The sequence below is a fragment of the Campylobacter lari genome (assembly GCF_001017575.1).
GTDB classification, from domain to species: Bacteria; Campylobacterota; Campylobacteria; order Campylobacterales; family Campylobacteraceae; genus Campylobacter_D; species Campylobacter_D lari_C.
In genome coordinates this window covers 589954-611524 of record NZ_CP011372.1, presented here as the reverse complement: position 1 = coordinate 611524, position 21571 = coordinate 589954, and the positions used below count along the sequence as shown (strand labels likewise).

Genomic DNA, 21571 nt, shown 5'->3' with positions numbered 1-21571 from the left:
TTTACCTATTTTTTTTAAAATCTTTCTTTGTTTTTAGTTTTTCTTCTCTTTGTTTAGCTTTTTCTTGCATTTGGCGGTTAAAGCCAAACACAAGAAAAACCATAAAAGCTACAAACAAAGCAATAATAATATAATCTATCATTAGTCCCAACACTCTGCGTTTTTAATACCAAGTTTTGAAGCACTAAATACCGGATCTCTGCCTTGTCTTTTTTGCTCGCTAAAGTCTTTTAATACCTTTTTCACTATACCACCAAGCAATAAAATAGAAATGATATTAATCGTAGCCATAAACGCCATGGTAGTATCAGCTAAATCCCACGCAAATTTTAAATCCATATTTGCACCAATAAAAATCATAAGCACAGCGCTTGCTTTAAAAAGATTGATAATAATAGGATTTTGAGTAAGGTATTTAATATTTGCTTGAGCATAATAATAATTTCCTATCAAAGAAGTAATAGCAAATAAAACTATACTAACAGTAGTAAAATGCACACCTAAATTTCCATAATATTCTTTCATGGATTCTTGCACCAAAGGTAGTGCTGTTAAAATAGGCTTACCATCTACGCCGATATTATTTGCATAAGCAAGTGAAAATAACACTAAAAATCCTGAACTTGTACAAATAATCACATCAATTAATACAGAAAATGCCTGAATAACCCCTTGTTTTGCAGGATGAGTTGTAAGAGCTGAAGCTGCTGCATTTGGCGCTGAACCCATACCCGCTTCATTAGAAAATAATCCTCTTTTTATACCTATAACCAAAGCAGAACCTGCAAATCCACCAAAAATAGCTTCAAAATCAAAAGCACTTTTAAAAATCATAGAAAACACTTCAGGAATTTTATCAAAATTCATAAACATTGCTATGATAGATAAACCAACATAAATCATCGCCATAATAGGAACGATAACTGAGCTTACTTTACCTATTTTAGTATGATCGCCAAAAAACATATAAGCTGCAAAAACAGCTAAAATTGCTCCTATTACAATAGGCCACCAACTTTGAGCAAAGCTTACTTCACTAGCATCAACCATACCTTTATAATAAAACTCAAATGCTGAAGTCATAGTTTGACTTTGAAGACCATTAAATCCATAAGCATAAGTAATGATTAAAATCACCGCAAATATAGCTCCAAGCCATTTTAAATTTAAGGCTTTGCTAATATAATAAGCAGGACCACCTTTAAAACTTTTACCATCACGACTTTTATAAACCTGTGCTAAAGTACTTTCTGCAAAAGCTGAGGCACCACCAAAAAACGCCATAGCCCACATCCAAAACAAAGCACCTGGCCCACCCAAAACAACAGCTACTGCAATACCTGCGATATTTCCTATACCAACTCTTGAAGCTGTTGAAATCATCAAAGCTTGAAAAGGAGTAATATGGTGCTTTTCATGCTTTTCTTGCTTTTCTGTTAAGATATCAAACACATAAGGAAGCATTCGAAATTGCACAAAACCCGTCAAATAACTATAATAAAACCCTGTGACAATAAGTAAAATTACTAAAATAGAATAATACTGATTATTCACAAAGGCAACAAATTGGGATATTAAATCCATATTTATCTCCTTTTTTATAATTTCTGAGCATAAATTTATCATAAAAAAATGAATTTGTCATAAAAAAAATATAATTTTAGGTTAAATTTATTTTATTTTTTAAAGCTATGTGAAAATTTAACTCAAAATACTAGTAATAAAATCACATAAGACACCTTTAAGTAAAAAGAAAACTTAATTTTTATACACTTAGATTTTTAAAATTTTATAAGGTGCGTAAGTTGAAACAAAATACGATGAAAATTTTTGTATTTTTTGCCATTATTGTTTTTTGGGCTTATTTTTCATTCCCTATTGAAATTTTACAAGTTAAAGATCAAAATGGTTTAGCCACAGGTGAATATGCTTATACTATAGAAGCCAAAGCTTATGTTCATAGTTATTTCACAACACTTGGTTTAACAGTGGGTGGAATTTTAATAGGAATAGTGCTTGGTTTTTTCCTAGCATTTTTAAGATTTTTAGAAATCCAAAGTTTAAATTTTATTATAGATGAATACATAGACATTATACGTGGAACCCCACTGCTTTTACAACTTTTAATTTTTTCAGTAGTGATTTTTGCTACTTGGAGTGATAATTTTTATGTAGCTATTATCGCGCTTGGGCTTAATAGCTCTGCTTATGTAGCTGAAATCGTAAGAAGTGGAATTCAAAGCGTAGATAAAGGACAAATGGAAGCAGCAAGAGCAATGGGGCTTAATTATTCTGCTTCTATGAGACTAATCATCTTCCCACAAGCAATTAAAAACATTTTACCTTCTTTAATGAATGAATTTATTTCCTTATTTAAAGAAACTTCAATAGTAGGTTATATTAGTGTTATGGACATTACCATGCAAAGTAAAAGCTTACAAGCAATTTATTATAACCCTAAACCTATTATTTTTACAGGACTTGTGTATTATGTAAGTGTTAAATTTTTAACACTCATTGCAAGATTTATAGAAGTGAGATTAAATAAACATGATTAAAATAGAAAATTTGATTAAAAAATACGGAGATTTAGAAGTTTTAAAAGATATTAGTGTTGAAGTGCATAAAGGCGATATTATTGCTATTATAGGGCCTAGTGGAGGCGGAAAAAGTACTTTTTTACGCTGCTTAAACAAACTTGAAACACCAGATAGTGGTAATATTTATATTAATAATGTCAATATACTTGATAAAAAAGCAGATATCAATAAAATTCGTCAAAAAGTAAGCATGGTGTTTCAACATTTTAATCTTTTTAATAATAAAAATGTTTTAGAAAATTTATGCTTAGCACCAGTACAAACTAAAATCATGAGCAAAGATGAAGCAGTAAAAAAAGCGCGGGAACTACTCAAAAAAGTTGGCTTAAGCGATAAAGAAAGCTATTTTCCTCACAAGCTTTCAGGTGGACAAAAACAGCGTATTGCTATAGCAAGATCATTGATGATGAATCCTGATGTGATTTTATTTGATGAGCCAACTTCGGCTTTAGATCCTGAGATGATAGGTGAGGTTTTAAACATCATGAAAGAAGTGGCTAAAGAAGGTTTAACCATGCTTGTAGTTACACATGAAATGGGCTTTGCAAGAAATGTAGCTAATCGAATTTTCTTTATGGATAAAGGCATTATAGCAGTAGATGAATGTCCTAAAATAGCTTTTGAAAACCCAAAAAATGAAAGATTGAAAGAATTTTTAAATCAAGTTTTAAATCATTAAAATTTTTCAAAAGAGGCAAAATTTTGCCTCAAAGCTTCATAACTCACTATGCCTACACTTGTAGCTAAATTTAAACTTCTGCCACAATCTTTCATCGGTATAGTAATAGCATTTTCCCATTTTTTTTGCATTAAATCCATAGGTAAACCAAAGCTTTCACTTCCAAAAAACAAAAAATCGCCTTTTTGATAATTTACGTCAAAATAAGCTTGAGTGGTTTTAGTTGTTGCAAAGAAAAATCTATCTTGAAATTTTTCATATTTTTTTAAAAAATCTTCTAAATTATCCCATAATAAAGGATTTAACTTTTTCCAATAATCAAGCCCTGCTCTTCTAACCGCCTTTTCATCAATACTAAAAAGTGGATTAATAATATGCAAAGTAAATCCTGCATTAAAACACATTCTACCTATACTTCCTGTATTTTGCGGTATGCGAGGCTCAACTAAGACTATATGAAACATCTTTTTCCTTAAATGGTGTCCCCAGCAAGGTTTGAACTATGCTATAAAATAGCTTATTTATAGATATTTTATACCAAAAAATTCACAAATAGGTATAAAATGGGTATAATTTGCTAAGAACATATATTTTTTTATTTTCCAAAAAGATACTTTAAAATATATTAGACAAAACTTAATTATCTAAATTATATCTCAACATCTTTTTCATTTAAAATATCTAAGGTGTCAAAACTATACCAGTTTTCATTTAGTAGATTTTTAGTTACCATTTCAATATCTTCCTTTGAAGCCTCTCCAAAAAAAACATACTCATCAATATCACTATTTTCATCTAAAGGCAAACTAGCTTCTTTTAAATTAGAGCTTAAAAATATATCACTAATATAACCTATAATATCTAAAGATGTAGCATCTTTATTAATTAAAACATCAACTATAGGGGTTTGATTAGATATTGCTGTATTAATATCAACTCCTATTTTATATCCAACACTTACCAATCCTGCAACAGCTAAAACCAATTTTAAAACTTTATTTATTTTAGCTAAAGAACTTCCATTATCTACTATGCCTAAAAAACTTAATGCGTCTATAACACCTCCAAGCGTACTAAGTGCGATTGTTATATTTGTTATAATTGTAGCCGAAGCTCCGCCTATCATACCACCTAAAGCCCCACCTATAACTCCACCTGTATAAAAACTAATAAAAACAATCACAGCAGAAACAACAGGAGCTATTATAAACTCCCACCATTCCTTATCTTCTTTCACATAAAGATCATACATACTATCCCATAAAATAAACCATCTATCTTTTCTTCCATAAGGCATATTGCTTTCATTATTATAACAAGGCATCAATGAGATATTTTTATAAAAAAAACTACTCCGACTTCTCAAAACAACAGGCTCTTGATAAGCTATATTATTTAAATTAGAAAGAAATGCTAGAGGGTGAAATATATCGCCTAATTTAGAAACATTGATGTTATTGTTAAATGCACTTAAAAAATCAATATTAGATATTTTTTCAGGTACAATAAATACATTTTTATTTAATCTCAAGAACTCATCATAATATGGTCTTAAATTGTAATATCTACCATCTTCACTCTCTACTAAACTTGGCTTAAATTTGTCTTTATCCGGTAAAATAAAATTAGGTTTTACAAGCTCATTATTAACTATATTAGATTTTACAAAAATATATTTTGGCTTCTCAAATATTAATATATATTTTCCAGCATCTTTGTCATAAACTTTACCAACAAGCAATAAAGCATTATAAAAACCGTGCAACTTATCAAAAGTTATTCTATTATATAAATAATAAAAATTCTTTAACTCTTCTTTGTATTTTAAAAGATAGCTAGGGTTTGTAACAACATTTTTTCCATGAAAATCAAAACTAAACAAGCTTAAATTTTGTCTTTTCCTTATAATTTGACAAGTATCATGATATATTCCACTTTTATCTCCAGGGTCTCCTCTATACCACTCATAAGGGTTTTGACCTACAAAAAACTGATTTAACCCCAAATCCCCACTATTATGGTAATTATATGGAGCTCTAGAAGGACTTTTAATATCATAAAAATCAATTCCATAGGAATTTGGGAAGAGCGGGTGATAAATTCTTGTTTTTACAGCCCTACCTTTTCTTATTAATTGTTTATGCAGAAGCTCTACATATTTATGTACAAAGGTAGTTCCGTATAAAAACCAAGCTTGATAGCATTCTACATATCCTATGTCATTTGCATTCTGTGGATATTTAGCTCTTAAAAAATATTTTGGAGTTCTATATTTTTTATCAATCATTTATCTATATTTTCAATTTTTTCTTTTACCCAAGATTCCAACTCTTTTGGTATTTCAAGCCCACCTGCGCTTAGCCCAAAACTATATCCTTGTGCAACTTTTGCCGCTTCTATTCTTAACATATCATCTATTTGTTCTCGTTGTCTATCTATGAGTGCGGGTTTTTTCTTTTCAGTTTCTAGTTGTGCTTGTATAAGTTTTATTTTCTCGCTATTAAGTTCGTTTTCATCGCCTTGCAAAATCATACCCAATGCTGTCGTTTGACTTTGTGCTACTATACTTTGTCCTACTAAAGATAGCGCATTCGCTAAAGTTTTAAACTGCTCTTCGTTTTTAATAACATCATTTTTTATGCTATCATCTAATATCTTTTTTAATTCTCCAAATGGGGATTTTTCCGCCAAGCTTAACTCTAAAATTTCGGGATATATTTTTTTAAATTGATTTAATCTTTGCTCATAATTCATCATTCAACTCCTTAATTTTATCTATATTGATCTCACATTGCTTATAGTGATAAAAAAGCTCACTATAAGCTTTTAATATATCTTTTTCATCTTGCACTATAGGTTTGCTTGCTCTATCAAATTCTAAAAGCTCATTTGGTATTTGCACTTTTTGAATTTGTATTTTGGTTAATACTTGTGTTTTACTCCCACAGCCTATCAAGCATAGCATTAAAAAGCTTAGTAGTGTTAGTTTCATTGCTTTTGGATATATAGTTTTTAACATCATCAACCCTTGTTTTGATTTGATTTTTTTGAGTATTTGCATGAAATAGTGCTTTTAGCTCTTGCTCGTGTCTTATTTTAAGCTCTTGAGTAATCCTTGTGAGTTCATTATTTACACTCAAAGCTAAATTTAAATCACTTTGACTTTTTTCTAATTTTGCGTTTGTGCTATCTAACTTAAGATATAAAAATACATTAAGTATAAGCATTAATGCTAAAGCAATATAAAGCTTTGTGTTTTTAAATAAAAGATTTATCATTTCTTATTTTAGAAGTTTAAGTAAGATTTGAGTATAATTTCAAAGGGTGGAACACCAAAGGTGGCCGCCTTTGGTGTTAATCAACACTCAGTTAGGTGGTGATTAAATTGAACCATAAAATTCTAGTAATAATTATACTACTTTGTATAATTATAGTCAAGGCTTATTAGCTTTGATTTCCCCTTTAAAAAGGGGAGCTAGAATACCACCTTTGGCCTACTTAAACTTTTATCTCCTTTCTAAAATTTATTTGTGATTTCTAATTTTATATTTGATAAATCTTGCTGATATAACAAGTCATATAATTCTTTACAAGCTTGTCTGCTTTGACTTATACTTTCATCACTCTTAGTTAAACCTAGTAAAATACAACCTTTTGTATCTTTGTCTGTATTTCCCCAATGGATTAAAATGTGTCTATCAAAAGGTACATCATCGTTGTAGATATTTACAACGCTATCATCATCGTTTAAAACTTTAACTCCTGCTACTACCCTTTTACCTTTATCATTGAAACTAGATAATGTATGTCTTTTTAGATTATAAACTCCCGCAGGAACTCTTAAGTCTTTATCTCTTTCAACGCCTTCTTTATCTTCTTCTAAAGAAAAACATTCAAAAAGAATATTTTCTTTTTCATCTAAGACTTTAAACTCTCCTATGACACAAGTATTTCTTAAATACTTTCTAGTTAATTTTAGTTTCATTTTGATCCTTCGTTTTATTCTATTTCGTTTAAAAAACTTGATAATGCTTTTGCACCTAAAGATGTTATTTTATTTTCTAGTTCTCTAAATCTTTCATTTAGTTTATCTTCAAACTCATCATAAATAAGCTTATCTCCTTGTATATTAAAGTTAATAGTAAAATCTGTATCTATTTCTTTACTACTTGGATTTAAAGAGTTAAATTCTTTAAAAAGCACATCATCTATGTAGATTTTAATATTTAGATTTTCACTAAAGAAGTTTCCACCCACGCCATACCCCCAAGGAGTGAATTTAAATTCTTTTATAGGTTTAGATAACTCTGCTTCTATAGTATAGAAAGGATCTTTTAATCCATCTTTTGCTAAAAATACACTAATAGCTGTTTTATCATATTCTCTAAAGGCATAATATGGAGTGTAGCGATTGTTATACTCATAGGCTCCATTAGAAGTAATTTTCACTTTAGCAAAAGAACTCAAACTTTCAGTATTGGCATTTTCTAAATTAAATTCAGCAGGTAAAGTGTTAGCATATTCATTTGTTGCTTTGTTTAGTGTTTCATTTTCTATATTGCCCAGTAAAAGATTATTGTTAGAATTATTGATAAATTCTAAAGCATTAATCTTTAAAAACTCATCATCTCCTGCTAATTTTATACCAAGTCTTGAAAGAGTTAAAGTTTTTAAAGGCCAAGCTGAGCTTGCTTGTTTAGTGCTAAATTCTACTTTAAGTTTTTTACCATCAATAATTTGTATTTGTTTTAAATTAGAACTACCACTATCGCCTTTGTCTCCTTTTTCACCCTTTAAAGAAGCTAAAAACTCATCTTCGCTTTTTCCTGCATTACCTTCTTTGTTAAGCCAAATTTCATAAGCACTTTTTCCATCTTCTCCTTTGGCTCCACTATCGCCTTTTAAACTTTGAAGTTGCTCAGGCGTAAAATCTTCATAAGTAAATGCATCGCCTTTTTCGCCTTTTAAACTAGCTTGATTTTCTGTAATATAAGATAAAATACCATCTTTTATACTATCATCTAGATTTATCTTATCTAGCTCTTCATTTATGATTTTTATCAATTCTTCTTTATCTATCTTACCATTTTCATAAAATTGCACCAATTTTTCCATTTTGTTTTTAAGCTCATTTAAGCTTTCATTTTGTGTTTGAATAACTTGTTCTAAACTCATTTTATTCCTTTCAAAAAACATTTAACCACATGGAATGTATTACACGCATGATAAAAAATAAAAGTCTTTACTTTAGAGCAACCAAGCTCACTCATAGCTTCTTTTAAAACTTTATCTGCTAGCTTATAATCATCTTTTGAATATGCTTTTTGGCATAAATAATCATGCACGATGCTAGCACTAAAGTACTCACTTTTATATGGAGGATAAATACTCCAAAAAATGCGTGGCACTGAAGCACCATCACTAATAAAACCTTTTGGCACGATAAAATTTAAACCACACAAACTAACTTCAAATTCTTTTACAACTTCAAATCTATCTTTGCCAAAAGGTTTAACTATAACCCTTTTAAGTGTTTTTCTTATCATCTTGCCTACCCTTTTCTTCTTCTTTTATATAAGTATTTGTTTTTAAAAAACCGCTTGAAAAATTCTTTATTTTCTCAACTGCAATATTGTAAATATCTACTTCAGCTATTGCTTTTCTTGTTTTTATACATTGAATATTAATCATCACAGAAAGGATTTCTCCTAAAATCAAAAAGCTAAAACTATAATCTACAAAATAATATAAAGCATCTATTTGCTTTGCACCCAAAGCAAACATAAAAGGTATTCCTAGCATTAAAAACTTTGACAAAAGATCAGAAAAGGTATAAGCCTTAACACTTTCATTTAAAGCTAAAGTTCTGCAAAAACCTACTATTGCTGAAAATATAAAAATAATAAACAAAGTAAAAGCTTGAGCTTCTTTAATGCCAGTATATGCTAAAAACTGAAAGAAAAAAGCTAAGATAAAAGAACCTCCAAATAAAGCTATATTGGCTGAATTTTCTAAATGCGACATATTAATCCTCCCAAACAATAGCTTCTAAATCTTGCTCAGATTTAGCTTGTTCTATTCTTTCTTTTAATGCATTTGCTTTAAAGATAATTTCTTGGGTATGATAAGCTACACTTGAAGCAAATTTTAAAAAATCTTGCGGTGTAAAAGTTACTTTTTCATCATTTATATCAATCCAAATGATTTCAGAGATTGAGTTAGCTTTACTTTGCATATCAAGCATTAAATTAGTTGCAGCTCCAATGATATTTTGTTTGTCTTCTTTTCTTGTTTGAAAAGTATGCTCATTATAAATAAGTCCGCTTTCTAAAGCTTCATCTCTTTTAGTTTGAATTTCATGTTTTTTCTTTTCTTTTAAAACATTTAGTTTTTCATCTTCTTGTGAAATTGCTAGTAAGTATTCAAAATATAAATTCTCATTTTTATTTGCTAGACAGTATTCCTTAACCGCTTTAGTACCATTTTCAATTTCTTGCGGTGTGATATCGTCTATATATACTGTATTAAACTCATTAGATTTATCTACATCAATGTTTAAATTTCTGATTAATAAAGCTAACTGAGTTTTAACTTCAATGGCCCAACTTAAACTACTTTTATTTAATTCCCCTATATCACTTAAAAATTTTTTACTTATAAGCATTTTATCTCCCTTATTTCGCTATAAAGCCTTCTTTAGTCCATTGATTAAATGGCTGTGATGATTCAGTTGCACCGCCAGTTACTTGCATATCTTTAACATTAATAATACTAGATCCTTTAACATTAGTTACTATACCTTTGCTTTGAGTAATTTTTAATAAGCTACCATTAATAGAAGATGTTCTATTTGCGTATACACCGAATCTATTATCATTTGGTGTTAGGTTTAAATTAGCACTATCTTCTATTACAATACTTGAAAAAGCATCAGAAACCAAACAATCATTTCCTGCTTTCAAAGTAATATCTCCTGTCAGATATACATCAGAGTTAACCAAATATAAAGAATTCCCAAAAGAGTCTATATTAATATTTTTAATCTCTTTTAGTTTTGCATAACTTAATACTATACCTCCTGCAGTAAATGTTAATTTAAAATTATTAAAATCTAAGGTCAAAAAACTATAATCTATATTACTTATATTTAAGCTTCTATCTAAAGTTATATTTTTAGTAAGCTTTACAGTAAGATTAGCTCTGTTCATTCCTATTAATTTAGATGCTTCATTAATAGCTTTTTCTAAATCATTGAAATTAGTAGCGTTCTCAGCTCCATCACCAACAGTCCATTCTAAGTTTTGTGTTAAAAGTTTTTTATACCTACCATCAGCTTGACCTAAATTAATTCCTTCGTTTTCTTTAGTAGCCTCTGGAATACTTATAGGTTTTTCAAAAGAATTATTTCCACTAAATAAATTATCTTTATCTGTTGTTGTGGCTTTTTCTAGTTTTTCCTCAATACCTGCAATATTACCTTCGTTTTTTTCAACTCTTTCTTTTATCCCATTAAAATCTATTTGCGTTATTTTTTCATCTATTGAAGCTATCCCTTGTGTTTTAGCTTCTTCTATACTACTTAAGGCGTTGTCTTTGCTTGTTTCTATAGAAGATAAACTTTCATCTTTGCTAGTATTGATATCAGACAAAGAGCTAGTTTTAGCTTCTTCTACACTCCTTAAGGCGTTTGTGCTTAAAGATGTAAATTCTTGTATTTTTTGATTATAATTAGCATTGAATGCATTTATCAAATTATCTATATTTACTCTTGAAATATCTATAAAATCTTTAAGTTCATTAGCTTTTTCATCAATTGAGGCAATAACTCCTATGCTATCATTTATTACCTTATCACTAACTTCATTCATTTCTTGTAATATTTCATCACGCAAAGCTTTTAATTCTGTCTCATAGATTAACTTGTCATTGCCTAGCTCTTTTTTAGCAACTTCGGCTAGTCCCCCCAAATCTTCATTAGCTATTAAAGCTCTTTGATTAAACCTATCATAACTTTGCTCAAAATGTATTTTATATCCTTCACATTTTGCAACAAGCTCATCAAATTTAACAATAGCTTCATTTTTTGCTGTTTCTATGGATGAGATTACTTGTTCACCTTTTGCTTCTAAAGCTTCGTGTAAACCTTGTGCTTTATTTTCTAAATCACTTTCTAAATTCGCAATTTGTTCTTTGAAATTTTTTATAAGCTCTGAATATGATTTAATGTCGTTTTCAAATTCTTTGTATAAAGCAATAACTTCTTTTAACTCTTCTAAACTCTCTTTGGTTTCTAGTAAAAGATTATAAGCTTGTATTATTTCTTTATACTTTATGCCAACATCATATTTTATTTCATCCAATTTTTTGACACTATCTATCATTTCTTGATTTAATCTTTGATTTTCAAAAAAGATAGTATTTATTTTATTTTTTATAATTTCGCTTGCATCTAAAACTACTTTACTAGCTTGCGATGAAAGCTCGTTTACTTCTTTTTTTATCTGCAAAAGCTCTGGCTTTAGTCCCCTAAGCTCATCAGCACTATAGTTTAACTCTTGCACCAAATCTTTACAATGTTCTAATTCTCTTAAAATATCATCTTTTATTTTTGAGCTTAATTCAAAATATTCTTTTGATAATTTTGTATTATTTGTAGCTTCTGTGATAATGGCTTCTAGATCTATCTTCATACTTTCATATTTAGATAAATCATCTTTTAAGCTTTCAAATACAGGTTTATTTTCTTCTATAAAGCCTTTTATAAGCTCAAGTTCTTCTTTAGAACTTGAAAAATCATTATAAGCTTGCTCTATAAAACTAAAACGCTCTTGCATAATGCTAAATTTTTCATTAACACTAGAAAATTTAGTATCAAAATCTTTTTTATTTTCGCTAAAACTAGTATACATTGTTGAAACTTCTTGTTTTAGTTCTAGTGTTTGTTCATGTAAAGAATTTACACTCTCTTTTAAACCGACAATTTCATCAAGTCTTGTATTGTCTAAAGCTCTAGCTATAGTATCAATTCTTAATAAAATTTGATTAATTAATTCTAGCTTTTCTTTACCTGTTTTCAATTCAGCCAAACTTACCATTTTATTCCCCTGTATAAAAATCGCTATCTTTTATTCTTCTTTGGCAAAAAAACAACAAATCATCCATTGCTTCAAGCCATTTTTTAGTATCCAAATAAGCTATAAAATCTAAGTTTGTAATACTTTTTTCATAATCATCATAACTCTTTGCTCTGATAAATTTTTTATATGTATCACAAGTGTGCATTTTCAAGCTCCTTTCCATCGTTACTAATATAATCATTGATAATTTCATTGCAAAGCTTTAAATACATCACATTTTCGCCTTTGCTCATCAAAAAACATACATAATTAATAACAGCGTAGCAAAGGCTTTCATCTATCATTAAATGTTCTTGTTCATCTTCAAAATTTGGCTCATCAGGGACTATCAAAAATGCATTGTTTCTAGTGTTTCTTAAGACCACTTGGTCATCTTCTCTTATGGTTTTAGTGAGTACACTAGGCTCACATTTGCCACAAATATAATAAAAAGCCTCCATAATATAGGCTTTTATAAATTTATCATCAACACTAGTTCTTTCTTTGGACATTTTCTTTAAGATAATATCCCTAACTAATACACTTTTCATTTTTTAAGCTTTAAAGCTCCACCTTCTACGCCACTAAGCCCAACACCTATAGCAAATGCATCAGCATTTCTTACTTCTAATGTGCTTTGAGTGTAAAATCTTTTTGCTTTTGCTGTTGCATCAGTAGGTACATCTTCAATAAAAGTAGGAATGTAAAGCCCGTGTTTCATAAACTCAAAATCACCTGCTATTAAAACATCACCTAATCCATATTTAGGGCTTAATAGTCTATGTAAGTGAAAATTGATTGTTCCAAAATCTGTCTCAAGGCTCATAACATTTCCAACTAGATTTTTCTCATTTCCAAAAATCCTAGTAGCGAGTTTATTAATAGCCGGTTTTAAACTAGCTCCTAAAAATACATCTTTAGGTGTAGCACCACTATCCCAAATGCTTTGTAAAATTTGACTTAATTTATCTTCAGTAAGCAAGCTAGGAGTTCCGCTCCAATCTTTTGCTTCATCAAATGCTAATACATTGCCTCTTTTTCCACCACTAAAGCTTGTTTCTCCTTTTGCTATATAGTGAAACAATCCTGCCATTTCTCCACTTACACCATTTTGCGCTTGAATATGCTCTTTAAAAACTGATTTTTTAACATCACTATCACGACCCAATCCAAATAAAGCATATTCTATATCTCTTTTATGCTCTTTTGTCTTTTTACCAACTTGATATTCCATCTCATTGCCACCATATTGTTTAGCTTTCATTAAAGCCGTGGTAACTGAAACTTCTGTAATAAAAATTTGTGTTGCATTAGATGTTTTTTGAGTTGTGTTTTTTGTTTCGCCATTAAATTTACTTAATTCCAAATTAGCATTCTTCTTTGGGTCTGCTAATGTGTCTGTAAGCCAAGAATGCAACAGTGGGCTTGTAACACTTGATGTGCCTATTTTGTTTAAAAGTGGTGTCTCGCTTGCACCTATTTGTATAATCTTTTCATATACGCTAGGTTTTAATTTAACATTTTGTGTTGCTGGTGGGGTAAAGTCCATAGATGACAAAGCCATTTTAAAATCTCCTTTGATATTTTTTGGAGATTTTGACAAAAATGGCTATTTCAAAACTAGTATATTTTGAAATAAATTAAAAAACTTTTACCTTCTTAATAAGTTACCCCACTTTTCTTCATATTCATCATAATGTTTATAATAATCAAGCCTAGAATTAAACTTTTCTTCTATACTTTTATAAATACAAAAACCATTTGCTTTGTCTAGTTTATAGTTTTTTCTTGAAACGCTTTCAGCAAATAACATATACTCCCATTTTTTAAAACAAACTATTTCATAATCTTTTGCTAGAAATTTCCTAAGCTCTAATAATTCTTCATTGCTAAGTTTTCTTTTAAAGCTTAGCTCGTTTTTATGTTCTAAATCATACTTTAAAGCTTTAATCTCATTTTCATATTTTAGCTTTTGCTGTTTAAGTTGAGATTTGTAACCTAAGCTCTGTCTAAAAGCTAGTTTTTGCATTTGCTCTTGTTCGAGGTTTTTTAAGCGTTTTTCCATTTCATTGAAAGCATTAATAAAAGCTAACTTCCATTTATAAGCTTTCTCTCCTGTAAACCCCATAACAAGTAAAGAAAAGCCATCTCGAGTGATTTTATAACAAGGTAAAACTCTACCCGTGCTATCAGTATATTTACTCGCCTTAAAATTAAGGTCAGTGAAACTATCCTTTGGGAAAGTTTCAATTTTTGCTATAATATTATCGTGGCGTTTATTAAAAACAGCCGCGATATCTAAAGAGGTAGTCGTTACTTGGTCGTTGGCTACCTCCAACTCTACACCTACGCCATTAATTACAGCTAATTTTTCCATTTTTTTCCCTTTTTGTTTTGATAATAAATACTTATATAAGTATTTATATTTTATATATTATCATTTTTTAATTATTATGTCAAGGTTTAAATAATTATTTAAGTATGTTTTTATATAATATTGCAATTAAATAAGGATAAATAATGGATAGGAATGAATTTAACAGTCTTTTAAAACAAGCAAATTTAACTAAAAAAGAATTTTCACAAATAATTGGAATGCAGTATAGTTCAGTAAATAATTGGGGTAGTTCGCAAGATTTTCCACGTTGGGTAAAAAGCTGGCTACAAAATTATATCAAAAGTAAGTCATATGATGAGATTAAAAATAAAATACTAGACATTGAGAAAATAAATAATATATTTTTGTAAATTTATTTTTTTAAAGCACTTTTAAAAAACTATAGAAAATAAATTTATTTACTCTTTATCTTTTCCTATTAATATTAAGAATAGTTTGAAGATTGAAGCAATTGTAATAAAAATAAATCCTATACACTGTAATATAATATTTAATATAAAAATAGGGATAGAAGCTATCCACATACAAATTTTTGCAATATTATTAGTAATATTATTGCTCTTCTTGTATAAAGCAAAAAATATACCTAACGTAACAAATACAAGCCAAATCAGAAATATTTCCATATAATTCCTTAGTCTACTTTTTCTAAAGTCTATTATACTATATTGTATTAGCTTAAAATCTATCATTAGATGAAATTTCAAAATCTATAAAACCTTTTATAAAATAAGTATAAAATGGTATAAAAATAAGTATAAAATAAGTATAAAATAAGTATAAAATAAGTATAATTTTTATACAGCTTATTATATAACATAATCTCCTATTATGTTATATAATAAATATACGACTGAAGGAAGTAAAAAATGTCAGATTTCTTTTTATTCCCTAAAATTAAAGATAAAGAATTATTAGATTTTTTTGAAAATTTGAAAAATAATGAAGCTTGTTTTTCAAATACTAGTGATATTTATGGAAAAGGTGATATTTGTAATCCAAATTTAAAATCTTCAGATGAAATAAAAGTTACTGATGAAGAAATAGAACAATTTATCAAAGAAAATAACTTATAATTATTAATCATGGCAAATTCTGCACCAATAATTAACAAATTTTTTACTCTGTATGATTATTTTATTCAGCTTGATTTGAAATTATCACTAGTTCATGGAAGGCAGTATTCTTATTATAAAGAAATGCTTTTATTTTGTGTAACTGTTATTATGAATGATTGTATTAAAGAAGCTGATAAAGAAGCAAAATTTATCGAATTTAGGCGCAAAATAGTTAAATTTGTTTTAGAAAATTCTAAAAAATATGATATATCCTGTCAATATAGCTCTACAATAGCTCTTAATAAAAAATTAAATAATTTTTTACAAAATGATAATAAAGTTTATTTGCACGAATTTTTAAAATCAATACAGTTTTTTTTACAATTTAGACAAAAAATACAAAAAGATGGGCGCAAAGTTATTGCTAAAGAAAATATATCTAGAAGAATGTTTTACTATTTTGATTTTAAAGAGAAAGATGTTATGGATAAGATAATTGATAATATTGATTTTAACCATATTGGGAATATTCCAAAACAGGCATTAATAGAATTTAATAATTTTATGTCTCATGTTTGCACCGCCTACTCTTTATCCGATAAAGATGAAAACACTGATATTTTTTTAAAAAATATTGAACGAGCAATAAACCATATTAAACGAGGAACGCTCGATTGTTATAAAATTATAATTAAAGATTATTTTATGCTTGATTATTCAGTTTTGCCTATGAATATTAAAAATCGATTGTTTAACTTAAGAATTAGTGAATATAAAAATTTAGGACACAATAATATTGATATTTTAGTAGAATTTAAAAAAATAGTTCAAGAAATTACCAAAATATAGTATTTAAACAATTAATTTTGTTTTTAGCTTTGTTTGTTAGAATTTTAATTAAGAGTTTAAGGGCAGAATCTCGCCCTTTATAAAAGCAAGAGAGTTGCTACCTTCTTGCTTTTTCTCTTAAATCTTTTCAAAAGCAGTAACAACCCATTTGTTATTACCTATCTTTTGACCTTTTTCGTTCCAACCTTCATTTAGCCCCAATCTATAGTCTTTATATATAATATTAAATCCATTATGGCTTTTCTTTACTTCCCCTTTCTCAACAATCTCATCAATCATTTTTACATAAAAATCAGGGTGTTTATCGATAATATGAGCTAAACCATAGCCTTTATGTTTTATCTTATCTGTTACTTCTCCCCAAACCAAATCAATATCTCCCAAGTCTTTTCTATGAAAAGCACCTGCTACTTGCCCTTGTTTTTCAATGAGTAATTTTTGCAAAGCACCCTTTCCATCATGGTAATACTCTGCGTAATTTTTTCCAAATTCTTTTAAAGGTTTGATGTTTAATTCATTTTCTATTTTAGAACGCATTAGATCAGGTATATCAGCTTTTTTACCTTTATGTGTCTTTTTTTTAGCATTGAGTATAAATTCTCTAGTGACAACATCTAAATTACCCATAACATCAAGATTATAGTCTTTATTCTCTTTTAAAAAATTATCAAATCTTTTCCATTTATCCTCATCATTCTCTTTTTGATTTTTGATTTTTTCATCAAGTTTTTCTTTAACACTTTTCTTGTTTTTCCTATCCTCCTTTAATTTCTCAATTAAGTTTTCTTTAGGTTTATCTTGGGTAGAATGTTTGAAAGAATGCTGTAATAAACCGCCTTCCACATTGGTAGTACTGCCTTTAGTGGTTGCAGGAGTTGGCGTACCTGTCAGCATTTCTTTATTTCTACGATTTAATCTCTCCAAATCTTTATCTTTTGTTTTATTAATGTGTATAATTTTGCCACTATCTTTTTTTATGGCTATATTACCAACCTTATTATCTTTTAAAGGTTTAGCTATTAATGCCACCTCATCATCATAGTTTTTAAAAAAATGCGTAGGATTGTCCTTTATCTCTTTAATCACCCTAAATACATCTGCTTCATTTTTAAACATTTCAGGGTGTTTTTTAGCCATAGCTTTTAAATTCACTACCCATTCATCTTTTAAAATTCCTGTAACATTATTAATCCATTTTTCTACATTAAATTTAGCAGTATAATCACTTTTAGCATATTTAGGATCAGGCTTATCCATATAAAAGTTATCGCCTTTGATTAAATCTTTAACTTTAGCTTTAAATTCGGCATCTAACTTTTGAGCCTGCTCCTTAATATACTTATCCTTTATGCTATTGATAAACTCTTTTGTTTGTGTTTTAAAATCTTGAAAGTTATTAATGTTATTTACCATACGGCGATATTGTATTCTCATTCCTGCTTGTTTTCCAAGCCCAAACATTCTCCCAAAATAAAAAGCTATATAATCACTAAATTGATTAATAAACATCATCATAGCCCTGCCATCTATAGTTGTAGCTATGCTTTTGCCTTGTTTTTCCATTTTTGTTGTAGCTAAAGACTGGTATATTGGTTTCATATTTTTTCTAAGTCGCCCCATAGCTTTTAAGGTTTCCATTTTGATTTTCCCAGTTTCACTCTTTGGATTAAAATGCTTAGTACTTTCTAAAAAACTTTCATAATCTAAAACTTTTTTGCCATCAAACTCTTTTGTGTATTTTGCAATGTTTCTTTTGATAAATTCTTCATCAATTACCGCTATTTCTTGCGGATTTAAGCCTTTAGTTATAGCTTCATAATTTTTATTATCATTTGTATTGTTGATGAGTTTGTTTAATTTTTTACTTATATCCTCTTCGCTACCATCTAGCTTTTTACCAATTTCACTATCATAATATTTTTTGAATTTAGCATAGTCAGATCTTGTTTTTTCTAAAATTTCTTTTGCAAGTTTAGGGTCGCTTGAATTTTTAACCAAAGAGTTTAAAAGTTCATCTTTAACACTATTTAAAAATTCTTTATAATTATAAGATTGCTCGCCTTTTAGTTTGTCACTAATTGCACTAACTTCATCATAAATTTGCTTAACACTTTTTCCATCTAGTTCTCCATTATCTAATCTTTTTAAAAAACTTCTAACAATAGTCGGAGTTGCCTCACTATAAACCCCTGCATTATCAGCTAATTCTCTAAATATTTGTTTATCAATTTCTACTCCATTTGGGTTTAATTTTTCAAGCTTATCTAAGCCTGCACCAAATTCATCATAAGCTCTTTTAGCTCTACTCTCTTTTAAATCGTATAAAATTTTTGCACCAATATCATCACTTATGCCTAGCTCATCTAAAAGAGCCTTGTCACTAGATGATAAGGCATTTAAAAGTTTATTTGCAAGTTGAGGATTGTCTTTTACATTTTGTGCTAATACATTAGCTAAATCATTATCCATAAAAGACATATTTAAAAGTTCTTGGTGGCTAAGTGCTGTTTCTTTTGAGCCTATATTTTTGCTTATTGCGGTTGAAATATCTGCAGTTTTTTGAGAAATATTTTTTACAAGATTATTTTTTGACATATCGGCTATGCTTTGAGCTTTTTTGGCTAAAAGATCCGCATACACATTGCCTTGATTAACTTCTATAGGATTTAAATAAGTATCATTTTTTAAATTATTATAAAGTCCAGTTTGCTTCTCATCTAATATTTCTTTAACATAATTCTTTGTTGTATCCAAACCACTTGAGAGAGCATCGTTTACAAAAGTAGGCATTGCACTTCTAAACCTATCCCCTATGTTTTCTTTTAGATTATTTCCCTTAACAGCTATCCCATCTATCATATCTTTGCCAACAGCTGACCCTGTTTTTGCCATAGCGTATGTATTTTTTAAAGCTCTTGCACCTTTAGCTACTCCGGCAAAAGCTGCATCTCCAACTAAAGAAAGTCCAGCATTTTCCCCCATAAGCATAAGAGCTTCTTTTAAATTTGCTTCCTGATTTGTATCTTTTGTGTTCCCATAATAATCATATCCAGCCCCTAAAGATGCACCTAATGCACCCCCAGCAACCATACCAACTCCACCACCTAACATACCACCGCCAATTGCACCTGCTGTTCCTAGTGCTACACTAGCACCATTATCTCTAATCCCACGATATAAGTCACCTATTAGGCTTCCTTGAACCTTAGCATAATTGCCTTTTACATCTTTAACCCAATATGAACCATCGCTATCTTGTAAAAGTTTTCCTCTTCCGGATTTTTGAAGCTCATCTCCTAAATCTTTCATAAATTGATTGCTTTTTCTCGCCACTTCGTTATCATCAGCAAAAATAGGTTTAGAAGCATTAAATTGAGATTGTTTATCTAAAATATAATCACTTAAATCATCAGCATTCATTTCCTGATTATTTTCATAATCATACAAATCTCGCTTGTATTGACTAATATGCCCGAGTGGATTTGTTAGATTTTGGTCTTGTATATTATATATTGAGATATTATTTCTATTTTGTGTAATTGCTTTATCTATGTCATTTCTTAACTCATCTAAATAATCATTCTTATCTTTATTATCCTGCTGCAAAAAAGCTAAAATATCACTTTCTCTTGGTTTTTCTTTTAAAAATTCTCTTATGCTCATTTTACTAACCCCTCTTTTCTTAGTTCTTCCAAGCTTACTTGTTTTCTTTTTCCTACGCTGTTGATTAAAATAACATTTCCATTAGAATCAGGTTCAGAAATTTGTGCCTCAAAGCCTCCTAAATTCACATCATAAAATTTTTGATTATTAGCAAACGCTAATAAGTTATGAGAATTTTGCTGAGCCTCTTTTGTTTTTTGATTTTCTACTGTAATTGCTTTTTCGCTAGGTTTGTCATACTTCTCATCCCAATAAAACGCTCTAACCTTTGGGGCATATTCATTATAAAAAGCTATATTGTTTTGATATTCCTCTATAGCAGTTTGCTTTTGAAAGTTTGTTTTTGCATTTCCTAATTTTTCTGACAATTCTAAACTATAAGCTGTTGGTGCATATGCTAACCACTCTCCTACTAAATCTTGTGCCACTTTTTGGTTATTTGCTTCTAGAATATTGCCATTTATAGGGAAATTTGCTTGTATATTCTCTAAATTCCATTTAGCATTTTTTCCTCCTCTCATTAAATCAGTTATCACTCTTTGTAAAAACAAATCACTAGCACTATTTAAATCAGTACTCTTGCTTCCCCATCCACCAAAAATTCTATTTACAGCACCATTCCAAAAACCATGGGTTGTATCATATGTCTCTCCTCTATTAGAAGCCATATCCAAAAACTGAGCAGCTGCTTTTGTTCTAAAATCCCCTAAATGCTGTTTATCTGTAAAATTCTGTCTCGTTGTATTACTATTTGTTATATTGTCAAATAGTTTTTGTTCTTGTTTTTTTGCATTGATTTCGTTTTCTATTCTTTGCATTTCTAATAAAGTTTTTTGATTATTTATGTCTCTATAAAAAGATTGCGAATTAAATTCTTGTAAAGCTAAATTATTCTTTATCCTATCTTGCTCCATAGCATACTCAAAAGCTCTTTCCTTTTGCAATAAATTATTATTTAAAAAAGCATTATTGATCTCATTTTGTTCTTGTCGAGCTTTTAACTCTTCATCTCTTTGCGCCAAAAGTCTTCTTTTGTTTTCTTCTTCTCTATATTGTTTCATACTATCGTATAAAACTCCACCTACTTTTCCTGCATTTTGGATTACACCAAGACTTGGGTTAAATACTACTTGCTGTGGGTTATAATGTGCCATTTTTCTACCTTTATTTAATATCTAAAATAAAGGATTTAAGGTAACCCCTTAAAT

The 21571-nt window shown here is 29.0% G+C and carries 24 protein-coding genes; 5 read left to right on the top strand and 19 right to left on the bottom strand.

The genetic code is table 11. The features are described from left to right. Position 1: 1 nt before the first annotated feature. Entirely contained in the window at positions 2–142 is a 141-nt protein-coding gene (locus CD56_RS08355; protein WP_087685579.1) for a hypothetical protein, read from the bottom strand. Further along, positions 142–1584 carry an alanine/glycine:cation symporter family protein gene (locus CD56_RS03295; RefSeq protein ID WP_047208171.1) on the bottom strand — a complete coding sequence of 481 codons (1443 nt, stop codon included), beginning with the start codon at positions 1582–1584 and terminating at the stop codon, positions 142–144. The genes CD56_RS08355 and CD56_RS03295 overlap by 1 nt, the downstream gene beginning before the upstream one ends. 221 nt (positions 1585–1805) lie before the next feature. Here CD56_RS03295 and CD56_RS03290 point away from each other — a divergent pair, with 221 nt between their 5' ends. Both CD56_RS03290 and CD56_RS03285 read left to right on the top strand, forming a co-directional pair. Beyond that, positions 1806–2558: an amino acid ABC transporter permease gene (locus tag CD56_RS03290; protein WP_047208170.1), complete on the top strand. Its 753-nt coding sequence runs from the start codon at positions 1806–1808 to the stop codon at positions 2556–2558. Next, positions 2551–3279, top strand: a complete 729-nt coding sequence (locus CD56_RS03285) for an amino acid ABC transporter ATP-binding protein (RefSeq protein WP_047208169.1) — start codon at positions 2551–2553, stop codon at positions 3277–3279. The genes CD56_RS03290 and CD56_RS03285 overlap by 8 nt, the downstream gene beginning before the upstream one ends. Here CD56_RS03285 and CD56_RS03280 read toward each other — a convergent pair. The 15 genes from CD56_RS03280 to CD56_RS03210 all read right to left on the bottom strand — a co-directional run bounded on the left by CD56_RS03280 (position 3276) and on the right by CD56_RS03210 (position 14772). Continuing rightward, positions 3276–3743 (bottom strand): tRNA (cytidine(34)-2'-O)-methyltransferase, encoded by a 468-nt coding sequence (locus tag CD56_RS03280; RefSeq protein WP_047208168.1) that lies wholly within the window; start codon positions 3741–3743, stop codon positions 3276–3278. The genes CD56_RS03285 and CD56_RS03280 overlap by 4 nt on opposite strands. A 185-nt stretch (positions 3744–3928) precedes the next feature. Then, the gene (locus CD56_RS03275; protein WP_047208167.1) at positions 3929–5566 is read right to left on the bottom strand and encodes a hypothetical protein; all 1638 of its coding nucleotides are present in this window, start codon (positions 5564–5566) and stop codon (positions 3929–3931) included. Continuing rightward, entirely contained in the window at positions 5563–6036 is a 474-nt protein-coding gene (locus tag CD56_RS03270) for a hypothetical protein (protein ID WP_047208166.1), read from the bottom strand. Before CD56_RS03270 ends, CD56_RS03275 begins: the two co-directional genes overlap by 4 nt. After that, positions 6023–6244: a hypothetical protein gene (locus tag CD56_RS03265; protein WP_047208165.1), complete on the bottom strand. Its 222-nt coding sequence runs from the start codon at positions 6242–6244 to the stop codon at positions 6023–6025. The genes CD56_RS03270 and CD56_RS03265 overlap by 14 nt, the downstream gene beginning before the upstream one ends. After that, positions 6216–6557, bottom strand: coding sequence for a hypothetical protein (locus tag CD56_RS03260; protein WP_047208164.1), 342 nt, complete (start codon positions 6555–6557; stop codon positions 6216–6218). Before CD56_RS03260 ends, CD56_RS03265 begins: the two co-directional genes overlap by 29 nt. 239 nt (positions 6558–6796) lie before the next feature. Further along, positions 6797–7264 (bottom strand): DUF5675 family protein, encoded by a 468-nt coding sequence (locus CD56_RS03255; protein ID WP_047208163.1) that lies wholly within the window; start codon positions 7262–7264, stop codon positions 6797–6799. A 14-nt stretch (positions 7265–7278) separates the two neighbouring features. Further along, on the bottom strand, positions 7279–8454 hold the full coding sequence (locus CD56_RS08070) for a hypothetical protein (RefSeq protein ID WP_052768364.1): 1176 nt from the start codon (positions 8452–8454) through the stop codon (positions 7279–7281). After that, positions 8451–8825 (bottom strand): DUF1353 domain-containing protein, encoded by a 375-nt coding sequence (locus tag CD56_RS03245; RefSeq protein ID WP_047208162.1) that lies wholly within the window; start codon positions 8823–8825, stop codon positions 8451–8453. Before CD56_RS03245 ends, CD56_RS08070 begins: the two co-directional genes overlap by 4 nt. After that, the gene (locus CD56_RS03240; protein WP_047208161.1) at positions 8806–9303 is read right to left on the bottom strand and encodes a hypothetical protein; all 498 of its coding nucleotides are present in this window, start codon (positions 9301–9303) and stop codon (positions 8806–8808) included. Before CD56_RS03240 ends, CD56_RS03245 begins: the two co-directional genes overlap by 20 nt. 1 nt (position 9304) lies before the next feature. Next, the gene (locus CD56_RS03235) at positions 9305–9943 is read right to left on the bottom strand and encodes a DUF4376 domain-containing protein (protein WP_047208160.1); all 639 of its coding nucleotides are present in this window, start codon (positions 9941–9943) and stop codon (positions 9305–9307) included. A 10-nt stretch (positions 9944–9953) separates the two neighbouring features. Next, a complete protein-coding gene (locus CD56_RS03230; protein ID WP_052768363.1) occupies positions 9954–12374 on the bottom strand; it encodes a hypothetical protein in 2421 nt (806 codons plus the stop codon). A gap of 1 nt (position 12375) precedes the next feature. Continuing rightward, positions 12376–12561, bottom strand: coding sequence for a hypothetical protein (locus CD56_RS03225; RefSeq protein ID WP_144411983.1), 186 nt, complete (start codon positions 12559–12561; stop codon positions 12376–12378). Then, positions 12548–12946: a hypothetical protein gene (locus CD56_RS03220; protein WP_039625773.1), complete on the bottom strand. Its 399-nt coding sequence runs from the start codon at positions 12944–12946 to the stop codon at positions 12548–12550. The genes CD56_RS03225 and CD56_RS03220 overlap by 14 nt, the downstream gene beginning before the upstream one ends. Next, positions 12943–13959, bottom strand: coding sequence for an SU10 major capsid protein (locus CD56_RS03215; RefSeq protein WP_039625771.1), 1017 nt, complete (start codon positions 13957–13959; stop codon positions 12943–12945). The genes CD56_RS03220 and CD56_RS03215 overlap by 4 nt, the downstream gene beginning before the upstream one ends. Positions 13960–14046: 87 nt before the next feature. Further along, a complete protein-coding gene (locus CD56_RS03210) occupies positions 14047–14772 on the bottom strand; it encodes a Rha family transcriptional regulator (protein WP_047208158.1) in 726 nt (241 codons plus the stop codon). A 143-nt stretch (positions 14773–14915) separates the two neighbouring features. Here CD56_RS03210 and CD56_RS03205 point away from each other — a divergent pair, with 143 nt between their 5' ends. From CD56_RS03205 to CD56_RS03190, 3 genes are all read left to right on the top strand, one after another. Then, on the top strand, positions 14916–15143 hold the full coding sequence (locus CD56_RS03205) for a hypothetical protein (RefSeq protein WP_002863613.1): 228 nt from the start codon (positions 14916–14918) through the stop codon (positions 15141–15143). Between the two features lie 519 nt (positions 15144–15662). Then, complete coding sequence (locus tag CD56_RS03195; RefSeq protein WP_047208156.1) at positions 15663–15869, top strand: hypothetical protein; 207 nt, start codon at positions 15663–15665, stop codon at positions 15867–15869. A 9-nt stretch (positions 15870–15878) separates the two neighbouring features. Next, a complete protein-coding gene (locus CD56_RS03190; protein ID WP_047208155.1) occupies positions 15879–16700 on the top strand; it encodes a hypothetical protein in 822 nt (273 codons plus the stop codon). 117 nt (positions 16701–16817) lie between these two features. Here CD56_RS03190 and CD56_RS03185 read toward each other — a convergent pair whose 3' ends face one another. Together CD56_RS03185 and CD56_RS03180 are read right to left on the bottom strand one after the other, a co-directional pair. Next, positions 16818–20363 (bottom strand): putative barnase/colicin E5 family endoribonuclease, encoded by a 3546-nt coding sequence (locus CD56_RS03185; RefSeq protein WP_047208154.1) that lies wholly within the window; start codon positions 20361–20363, stop codon positions 16818–16820. Beyond that, the gene (locus tag CD56_RS03180; RefSeq protein ID WP_047208153.1) at positions 20360–21517 is read right to left on the bottom strand and encodes a hypothetical protein; all 1158 of its coding nucleotides are present in this window, start codon (positions 21515–21517) and stop codon (positions 20360–20362) included. Before CD56_RS03180 ends, CD56_RS03185 begins: the two co-directional genes overlap by 4 nt. Between the last annotated feature and the right edge of the window lie 54 nt (positions 21518–21571).